Origin of the sequence: Streptomyces silaceus (assembly GCF_001419745.1) — a bacterium.
Taxonomy (GTDB): domain Bacteria; phylum Actinomycetota; class Actinomycetes; order Streptomycetales; family Streptomycetaceae; genus Streptomyces; species Streptomyces silaceus.
In genome coordinates, this window is the sequence record NZ_LIRJ01000010.1 from 1 (window position 1) to 9618 (window position 9618).

General features: G+C 70.8%; 8 protein-coding genes. 6 read left to right on the forward strand and 2 right to left on the reverse strand.

Going from position 1 to position 9618, the window contains the following annotated elements; genetic code table 11:
- The coding region (locus AOK22_RS01125) for an aldo/keto reductase (RefSeq protein WP_167357818.1) at positions 1-366 on the reverse strand (366 nt) is incomplete at its 3' end.
- Positions 367-484: 118 nt separating this feature from the next.
- Positions 485-1399, reverse strand: a complete 915-nt coding sequence (locus tag AOK22_RS01130) for a helix-turn-helix transcriptional regulator (RefSeq protein WP_055696619.1) — start codon at positions 1397-1399, stop codon at positions 485-487.
- Between the two features lie 194 nt (positions 1400-1593).
- Here AOK22_RS01130 and tkt point away from each other — a divergent pair, with 194 nt between their 5' ends.
- From tkt to AOK22_RS01160, 6 genes are all read left to right on the forward strand, one after another.
- Positions 1594-3678: a transketolase gene (tkt, locus tag AOK22_RS01135; RefSeq protein ID WP_055696620.1), complete on the forward strand. Its 2085-nt coding sequence runs from the start codon at positions 1594-1596 to the stop codon at positions 3676-3678.
- Positions 3679-3739: 61 nt separating this feature from the next.
- Positions 3740-4876, forward strand: a complete 1137-nt coding sequence (gene tal, locus AOK22_RS01140; protein ID WP_055696621.1) for a transaldolase — start codon at positions 3740-3742, stop codon at positions 4874-4876.
- Positions 4873-6408 carry a glucose-6-phosphate dehydrogenase gene (gene zwf, locus AOK22_RS01145; protein WP_055696622.1) on the forward strand — a complete coding sequence of 512 codons (1536 nt, stop codon included), beginning with the start codon at positions 4873-4875 and terminating at the stop codon, positions 6406-6408. Before tal ends, zwf begins: the two co-directional genes overlap by 4 nt.
- Positions 6405-7355, forward strand: a complete 951-nt coding sequence (opcA, locus tag AOK22_RS01150) for a glucose-6-phosphate dehydrogenase assembly protein OpcA (RefSeq protein ID WP_055696623.1) — start codon at positions 6405-6407, stop codon at positions 7353-7355. The genes zwf and opcA overlap by 4 nt, the downstream gene beginning before the upstream one ends.
- Positions 7348-9006 (forward strand): glucose-6-phosphate isomerase, encoded by a 1659-nt coding sequence (pgi, locus tag AOK22_RS01155; RefSeq protein WP_055696624.1) that lies wholly within the window; start codon positions 7348-7350, stop codon positions 9004-9006. The genes opcA and pgi overlap by 8 nt, the downstream gene beginning before the upstream one ends.
- Positions 9007-9021: 15 nt before the next feature.
- Positions 9022-9618, forward strand: a 597-nt coding sequence (locus AOK22_RS01160; RefSeq protein ID WP_055696625.1) for an NADP-dependent phosphogluconate dehydrogenase, incomplete at its 3' end; no start/stop codon positions are given.

Below are 9618 nucleotides of genomic sequence, written 5' to 3' on the forward strand. Positions count from 1 at the left end.
CCGCAGCGAGGCCTCGACGGCGCGGCGGATGTGGAGCGCGCTGAGCCGGTCGTGGTTGGGCCACGACTGCTGGTGCCACGGCGTGCCGTCGTTGGTCATGTTGCCGTACACCTTGGTGGCGAGGACGACCTTGTCGCGCCGCCCGCCACCCCGCGCGAACCACGATCCGAGGATGCTCTCCGTCCGGCCCTTCTCCTCGTCGACGCCGTAGATGTCCGCCGTGTCGAAGAAGTTGATGCCGGCGTCGAGCGCCGTGTCCATGAGCGCGTGGCTGGTCTCCTCGTCGGCCAGGCCGCCGAAGTTCATCGTGCCGAGCACGATCCTGCTCACCTTGAGGCCGGTGCGTCCGAGCTGCGTGTACTCCATGGGCGCACAGTGAACTCGCTGGAGCGCACTCGAAGTCAAGGGCTTCGGAGAGGCCCGGCGGCGGGCGGCCCGTCGGGCAGAGGTCCGGCGGCGGGCGGTCCGTCGGGCGTGGGGCCGCTCAGACCTGTTCGGCGCGGAAGGCCGCCGGAGTCACCCCGGTGTGCAGCTGGAAGAACTTCGAGAAGTTCGCGGAGTCGGCGAAGCCGACGGCCGCGCCGATCCGGCCCACCGGCAGCTCGGTGTGGGCCAGCAGCCGCTTCGCCTCCAGGACCACGCGCCGGTCGATGAAGCCCTTGGGGGTCTGGCCGGTGGCGGCGCGCACGGCGCGCACCAGGGTGCGCCGTGAGTAACCGAGTTCGTCCGCGTACGCGCTGACGCTGTGATTGGTCGTGAAGCCCTGCTCCACCGCGGCGCGGAAGCGGGTGAACGTCGTGTCGGGCTGCGGCCGGCACTCGTCGGCCGCGGCCTGCGCCGACACATGCGCCACGCGCAGCATGAAGGCGGTCAGCGAGTGCCGCAGCACGTTCGTGTGCAGGCTCAGCGGGAGGGTCTCGGTGTCCAGGTACTCGCGCTGGAGCTGTTCGAGCGAGGAGTCCAGCGCGGCGCGTTGGGCCGCGTCCGGGTGGAGCAGCGGCGGGCGGTCGTAGCGGTACATGCCCGTCGACTCCACGGTCGCGCGCGGCAGGAAGCCGGGCTGCATCGTGAGGGCCGTGCCGGCATAGCGGTCGGTGGCCGAGAAGCCGTGCACCTGGCCGGGCCTGATCCACAGGATGTCGCCCGCCGCGGCCTCGTACGGGGTGAAGTCGACCGTGTGGTGGACCGGGCCCTCGCGGAAGAACAGCAGGACGTGGAAGTCGATCCGGTGCACGCGTCGCGCGAGGCCCACGCCGCCCGCCCAGGGGCCGTCCGTGCCCATCGGGCCGACCTGCATCCCGACGCCGGAGACGCTCGCGCTCGGGTCGAAGGGATACGTACGGATGTGCTCCGCGGCTCCCAGATGTGCGCTCGGATGTGCGCCGCCCCGCTCCGTCATCCGCATTCCTCGTGCTTGATCGACTTCGACTGCTGACCGTGTCCCATTTTCACCGAACGCTGACACGGGGGCACCTACCTCGCCAAAAGTATGACCTTTAAGTTCGTACGTGGCTGGACCAGGGACTTTGGACCCGGACCGCCGGTGCCTTCCGGCACCACGGATGCACAACGGATGCGAAGGAAGTCTTACAGATGAGCACGCAGACACCGGACGCCCTCGGCCCCTTCGAGTGGACCGACCTCGATCGGCGTGCCGTCGACACCGCCCGCCTCCTGGCGGCCGATGCCGTGCAGCAGGTCGGCAACGGGCACCCCGGCACGGCCATGAGCCTGGCCCCCGCCGCGTACACCCTCTTCCAGAAGGTCATGCGGCACGACCCGGCCGACCCCGAGTGGACCGGCCGCGACCGCTTCGTCCTCTCGCCCGGCCACACCAGCCTCACCCTCTACACCCAGCTCTTCCTCTCCGGCTACGAGCTGGAGCTCGACGACCTCAAGGCCTTCCGCACGCAGGGCTCCAAGACGCCGGGGCACCCCGAGTACGGCCACACCGCCGGGGTCGAGACGACGACCGGGCCGCTCGGCCAGGGCGTCGCCAACGCCGTCGGCATGGCCATGGCCGCCCGCTACGAGCGCGGCCTGTTCGACCCCGAGGCCCCCGAGGGCACGAGCCCCTTCGACCACACCATCTGGGCGATCGTCTCCGACGGCGACCTGGAGGAGGGCGTCTCCGCCGAGGCCTCCTCGCTGGCCGGACACCAGAAGCTCGGCAACCTCGTCTTCGTCTACGACGACAACCACATCTCCATCGAGGGCGACACCGCGACCGCCTTCTCCGAGGACGTCCTCAAGCGCTACGAGGCGTACGGCTGGCACGTGCAGCGCATCACGCCGCAGGAGAACGGCGACGTCGACGTCGCGGCCCTCTACGAGGCGCTCGCCGCCGCCAAGGCCGAGACCGAGCGGCCCTCGATCATCGCGATGCGCACGATCATCGCCTGGCCCGCACCGACCGCGCAGAACACCGAGGCCTCGCACGGCTCCGCGCTCGGCGCCGACGAGATCGCCGCCACCAAGCGCGTCCTCGGCTTCGACCCCGAGCGGACGTTCATCGTCGAGGACGACGTCATCGCCCACACCCGCGCCGCCCTCGACCGCGGCGCCGAGGCCCACGCCGCCTGGGACAAGCGGCTGGGAGCCTGGCGCACCGAGAACCCCGAGCGCTCCGCACTGCTCGACCGGATCGTCGCGGGCCGCCTCCCCGAGGGCTGGGAGCAGGCGCTCCCCGTCTTCGAGCCCGGCACGAAGGTCGCCACGCGCGCCGCGTCCGGCAAGGTCCTCGCGGCCCTCGGCCCGGTCATCCCCGAGCTGTGGGGCGGCTCCGCCGACCTCGCGGGCTCCAACAACACCACCATCGACAAGACGTCGTCCTTCCTCCCCAAGGGCAACCCCCTCCCGGAGGCCGACCCGTACGGCCGCACCGTCCACTTCGGCATCCGCGAGTTCTCGATGGCCGCGGAGATGAACGGCATCGCGCTGCACGGCAACACCCGCATCTATGGCGGCACGTTCCTGGTGTTCTCGGACTACATGCGCAACGCCGTCCGCATGTCGGCGCTCATGCAGCTCCCGGTCACCTACGTCTGGACCCACGACTCCGTCGGCCTGGGCGAGGACGGCCCGACCCACCAGCCGGTCGAGCACCTCGCCTCGCTGCGCGCCATCCCGGGCCTGAACGTGGTCCGCCCGGCCGACGCCAACGAGACGGCCGTCGCCTGGCGCGAGATCCTGCGCCGCGGCTCGGTCGCGCCGGCCCCGCACGGCCTGGCGCTGACCCGGCAGGGCGTCCCGACGTACGAGCGCAACGAGGAAGCCGCCAAGGGCGGTTACGTCCTGGTCGAGGCGTCCAAGGAGACCCCCGACGTCCTCCTGGTCGCCACCGGCTCCGAGGTGCAGCTCGCCGTCGCCGCCCGCGAGGCGCTGGAGGCCGAGGGACTCGCCACCCGCGTCGTGTCGATGCCGTCCGTCGAGTGGTTCGAGGAGCAGGACCAGGCGTACAAGGATTCCGTCCTGCCGCCGTCGGTCAAGGCCCGGGTCGCCGTCGAGGCCGGGATCGGCCTGACCTGGTACCGCTACGTCGGCGACGCGGGGCGCATCGTCTCCCTGGAGCACTTCGGCGCCTCCGCCGACGCCGGTGTCCTCTTCCGCGAGTTCGGCTTCACCGCCGAGAACGTCGCGGCCAAGGCCCGTGAGTCCGTGGCCGCCGCCCGCGCCTGATCACGCGATCCTGATCACCCTGTCCTGATCATCACCGCACACTGAGCACGTCCGAAAGAAGATGACCGACATGAGCAACGCCGTCGCACCCCTCAAGGCCCTGTCCGACGAAGGCGTTTCCATCTGGCTCGACGACCTGTCCCGCACGCGCATCGAGTCCGGCAACCTCGCCGAGCTCATCGAGCGCAAGCACGTCGTGGGCGTCACCACGAACCCCTCGATCTTCCAGGCCGCCATCGGCTCCGGCGAGGGCTACGAGGACCAGCTCGCCGACCTGGCCGTCCGCAAGGTCACCGTCGACGAGGCCGTCCGCATGATGACCACGGCCGACGTCCGCGCCGCCGCCGACATCCTGCGCCCCGTGCACGACGCGACGGGCGGCCGCGACGGCCGGGTCTCCATCGAGGTCGACCCGCGCCTGGCCCACGACACCGAGGCCACGATCGCCGAGGCCAAGCAGCTGGCCTGGCTCGTCGACCGCCCGAACGTCATGATCAAGATCCCGGCGACGAAGGCGGGCCTCCCGGCCATCACCGAGGTCATCGGCCTCGGCATCTCCGTCAACGTCACGCTGATCTTCTCCCTCGACCGCTACAAGGCCGTCATGGACGCCTACCTGGCCGGTCTGGAGAAGGCCCACGAGCGCGGCATCGACCTCTCCACGATCCACTCCGTCGCCTCCTTCTTCGTCTCGCGCGTCGACTCCGAGATCGACAAGCGCCTCGGCAAGGTCGGCTCGGACGAGGCGCTCGCCCTCAAGGGCAAGGCCGCCCTCGCCAACGCCCGTCTCGCGTACGAGGCGTACGAGCAGGTCTTCGCCACCGACCGCGCGGTCCGGCTGGAGGCGGCGGGCGCCCACAAGCAGCGCCCCCTGTGGGCCTCGACCGGCGTGAAGGACCCGGCGTACAAGGACACCCTGTACGTCGACGAGCTGGCCGCCCCCGGCACCGTGAACACCATGCCGGAGGCCACCCTCGACGCCACCGCCGACCACGGCGACATCCACGGCGACACCGTCACCGGCACCTACGAGCAGTCCCGCGCCGAGCTCGCCGCGGTCGAGCGTCTCGGCATCTCCTACGACGAGGTCGTCCAGCAGCTGGAGGACGAGGCCGTCGCCAAGTTCGAGATCGCGTGGAACGACCTGCTCGCCGCCGTCGCGACCGCCCTGAACGGCAAGGGAGCTGACACGAAGTGAGCACGAACCGTCCCTGGCGCAACCCGCTGAGAGACCCCCGCGACCGGCGTCTGCCGCGCGTCGCGGGCCCCTCCGGGCTCGTCATCTTCGGCGTCACCGGTGACCTGTCCCGCAAGAAGCTGATGCCGGCCGTGTACGACCTCGCCAACCGCGGACTGCTGCCGCCGGGCTTCTCGCTCCTCGGCTTCGCCCGCCGCGAGTGGGAGGACCAGGACTTCGCGCAGGTCGTCCACGACTCCGTGCGCGAGCACGCCCGCACCCCCTTCCGCGAGGAGGTCTGGCAGCAGCTCGCCGAGGGCATGCGCTTCATCCCCGGCGACTTCGACGACGACACCGCCTTCAAGCAGCTGCGCGAGGCCGTCGACGAGCTGGACGAGAAGCGCGGCACCAGCGGCAACTACGCCTTCTACCTCTCGGTCCCGCCGAAGTTCTTCCCCAAGGTCGTCCAGCAGCTCAAGAAGCACGGCCTGGCGGACGCCCCGAAGGGTTCCTGGCGCCGGGCCGTCATCGAGAAGCCGTTCGGCCACGACATCGAGTCGGCGCGCGAGCTCAACGCGATCGTCCACGACGTCTTCGCGCCCGAGCAGGTCTTCCGCATCGACCACTACCTGGGCAAGGAGACCGTCCAGAACATCCTGGCGCTCCGCTTCGCCAACCAGATGTACGAACCCATCTGGAACCGGTCGTACGTGGACCACGTGCAGATCACCATGGCCGAGGACATCGGCATCGGCGGCCGTGCCGGCTACTACGACGGCATCGGCGCCGCCCGTGACGTCATCCAGAACCACCTGCTCCAGCTGATGGCGCTCACCGCCATGGAGGAACCGGCCGCGTTCGACGCCGAGTCGCTCGTGACGGAGAAGCTCAAGGTCCTCAAGTCCGTGCGGCTCCCCGCCGACCTGGGGGAGTCCACGGTCCGCGCGCAGTACGCCGAGGGCTGGCAGGGCGGCGAACGGGTCAAGGGCTACCTCCAGGAGGACGGCATCGACCAGAGGTCGAAGACCGACACCTACGCCGCCGTGAAGCTGGAGATCGACAACCGCCGCTGGGCGGGCGTCCCCTTCTACCTGCGCACCGGCAAGCGCCTGGGCCGCCGCGTCACCGAGATCGCGGTCGTCTTCCAGCGCGCCCCGCACTCCCCGTTCGACTCCACCGCCACCGAGGAACTCGGCCAGAACGCGGTCGTCATCCGGGTCCAGCCGGACGAGGGCATGACCGTACGCTTCGGGTCCAAGGTCCCGGGCACCTCGATGGAGATCCGCGACGTGTCGATGGACTTCGCGTACGGCGAGTCGTTCACGGAGTCCAGCCCGGAGGCGTACGAGCGCCTGATCCTGGACGTACTGCTGGGCGACGCCAACCTCTTCCCGCGCACGGAGGAGGTCGAGGAGTCCTGGCGCATCCTCGACCCGATCGAGGCGCACTGGGACACCCACGGCACGCCCGCCCGGTACGCCTCGGGCAGCTGGGGCCCCAAGGAAGCCGACGAGATGCTCGCACGAGACGGACGGAGCTGGCGCAGGCCATGAAGATCGACCTGACCGACACCACGGCAAGCAAGATCAACAAGGCGCTCGTGCAGGGGCGCCGGTCCATCGGCACCCCCGCCGTGGGCGTCGTCCTGACGATGGTGATCGTCACCGACGAGGAGAACGCGTACGACGCCACCAAGGCCGCCCAGGAGGCGTCCCGTGAGCACCCCTCGCGCACCCTCGTCGTCATCAAGCGCACCGCCCGCACCCCGCGCGACCGGCAGGGCAACCGCCTGGACGCCGAGATCCGCATCGGCGCCGACGCCGGCACCGGCGAGACCGTGATCCTGCGCCTGCACGGCGAGGTCGGCCGGCACGCCGACTCCGTCGTCCTGCCGCTGCTCCTGCCCGACGCCCCGGTCGTCGTGTGGTGGCCGGTCGACGCCCCGGACGAGCCCGCCAAGGACCCGCTCGGCGCGCTGGCCGCCCGCCGCATCACCGACGCGTACGCCGTCGAGGACCCGATCGCCGCCCTCGCGGCCCGCGCCGTGTCCTACGCCCCCGGCGACACGGACCTCGCCTGGACCCGGCTCACGCCGTGGCGCTCCATGCTCGCCGCCGCCCTCGACCAGGCGCACGCCGACGTGGTCTCCGCGGCCGTCGAGTCCGAGGCCGAGAACCCCAGCGCCGAACTCCTCGCGCGCTGGCTCGGCGCCCGCCTCGGCGTCCCCGTCGAGCGCGTCACCACCGCCGGGCCCGTCATCACGGCGGTCCGCCTCGGCACGGTCAACAGAGAGATCCGCATCGACCGCCCCGACGGCCCGCTGGCCACCCTGTCCCTGCCCGGCCAGCCCGAGCGCACCCTCGCCCTGAAGGTCCGCTCCACCGCCGAGCTCATCGCCGAAGAACTCCGCCGCCTCGACGCCGACGAGATGTACGCCGTGGCCCTGCACGGAGACGCCTCCGGCTCCACCGCCACCAAGGAGTCCGTTCCAGATGCCTGACACCGACCTCCCGCTCACCGGCCGCCCCCAGTGGAGCGCCCTGGCGGACCACCGGGCCAAGACCGAGGGCACCCACCTGCGTGAGCTGTTCGCCGCCGACCCGCGGCGCGCCGAGCGCTACACGGTCCGCGTCGGCGACCTGCACATCGACTACTCCAAGCACCTGATCACGGACGAGACGCTCGCCCTGCTCCAGGAACTGGCCGCCGCCACCGACGTGTTCGGGCAGCGCGACGCCATGTTCCGCGGCGAGAAGATCAACACGACCGAGGGGCGGGCCGTGCTGCACACCGCCCTGCGCGCCCCCGCGGACGCCGTGATCGAGGTCGACGGCGAGAACGTCGTGCCGAAGGTGCACGCCGTCCTCGACAAGATGGCCGCGTTCGCCGGGCGGATCCGCTCGGGGGAGTGGACCGGCCACACCGGCAAGCGGATCAAGAACGTCGTGAACGTCGGCATCGGCGGCTCCGACCTCGGTCCCGCCATGGCGTACGAGGCGCTGCGCCCCTACACCGCACGGGAGTTGACGTTCCGCTTCGTCTCGAACGTCGACGGCGCCGATCTGCACGAGGCCGTCCGCGACCTCGACCCGGCCGAGACGCTGTTCGTCATCGCGTCGAAGACCTTCACGACGATCGAGACGATCACCAACGCCACGGCGGCGCGCGCCTGGCTGCTCGCCTCCCTCGGTGACGAGGCGGCCGTCGCCAAGCACTTCGTCGCCCTGTCGACGAACGCCGAGAAGGTCGCGGAGTTCGGCATCGACACGGCCAACATGTTCGAGTTCTGGGACTGGGTCGGCGGTCGCTACTCCTTCGACTCGGCGATCGGGCTCTCCCTGATGATCGCCATCGGCCCCGACGCCTTCCGTGAGCTGCTCGACGGCTTCCACCTCGTCGACGAGCACTTCCGCACGGCCCCGGCCGAGGCCAACGCGCCGTTGCTGCTTGGCCTGTTGGGCATCTGGTACGGCAACTTCCACGACGCCCAGTCGCACGCGGTCCTGCCGTACTCGCACTACCTCTCCAAGTTCACCGCGTACCTCCAGCAGCTGGACATGGAGTCCAACGGCAAGTCCGTGGACCGCGCGGGCCGGCCGGTCCAGTGGCAGACGGGTCCCGTGGTCTGGGGCACGCCGGGCACGAACGGCCAGCACGCCTACTACCAGCTCATCCACCAGGGCACGAAGGTGATCCCGGCGGACCTCATCGGCTTCGCCAAGCCGGTCGAGGAGCTCGGCGCGCTCGCGGACCAGCACGACCTGCTGATGGCCAACCTGTTCGCGCAGGGCCAGGCGCTCGCCTTCGGCAAGACGCCGGAGGAGGTGCGCGCCGAGGGCGTCGCCGAGGAGCTGGTGGCCCACAAGACGTTCCGCGGCAACCACCCGACGACGACGATCCTCGCCGAGGAGCTGACCCCCTCGGTCCTCGGCCAGCTCATCGCGCTCTACGAGCAGAAGGTGTTCGTGCAGGGCGCGGTGTGGACCATCGACTCCTTCGACCAGTGGGGCGTCGAGCTCGGCAAGGTGCTCGCCAAGCGCGTCGAGCCCGCCCTCACGGACGGCGCCGAGGTCCCCGGCCTCGACGCCTCCACCCAGTCCCTGGTCGCCACCTACCGCGCGCTGCGCGGCCGTACCGCAGAAGGCAAGTGAACTGACATGGCAGAGATGCAGCTGGGTCTGATCGGTCTCGGCAAGATGGGCGGCAACATGCGCGAGCGCATCCGCCGCGCCGGCCACACCGTCATCGGCTACGACCGCAACCCCGAGGTCTCCGACGTCGCCTCCCTCGCCGAGCTCGTCGAGCGGCTCGAAGGCCCGCGCGTGGTCTGGGTGATGGTCCCCGCGGGCGCCCCGACGCAGTCCACCGTGGACGAGCTGAAGGAACTGCTCTCCGAGGGCGACATCGTCGTGGACGGCGGCAACTCCCGCTGGACGGACGACGAGAAGCACGCCGCCGAGCTCGCCGAGCGCGGCATCGGCTTCGTCGACGCCGGGGTCTCCGGCGGCGTGTGGGGCCTGGAGAACGGCTACGCGCTGATGGTCGGCGGCTCCGACGAGAACGTCGCGCGCGTCAAGCCGATCTTCGAGGCGCTCAAGCCCGAGGGCGAGTTCGGGTACGTCCACGCGGGCAAGGTCGGCGCCGGCCACTTCTCCAAGATGGTCCACAACGGCATCGAGTACGCGATGATGCAGGCCTACGCCGAGGGCTGGGAGCTCCTGGAGGCGGCCGACTCGGTCACCGACGTGCGTGAGGTCTTCCGC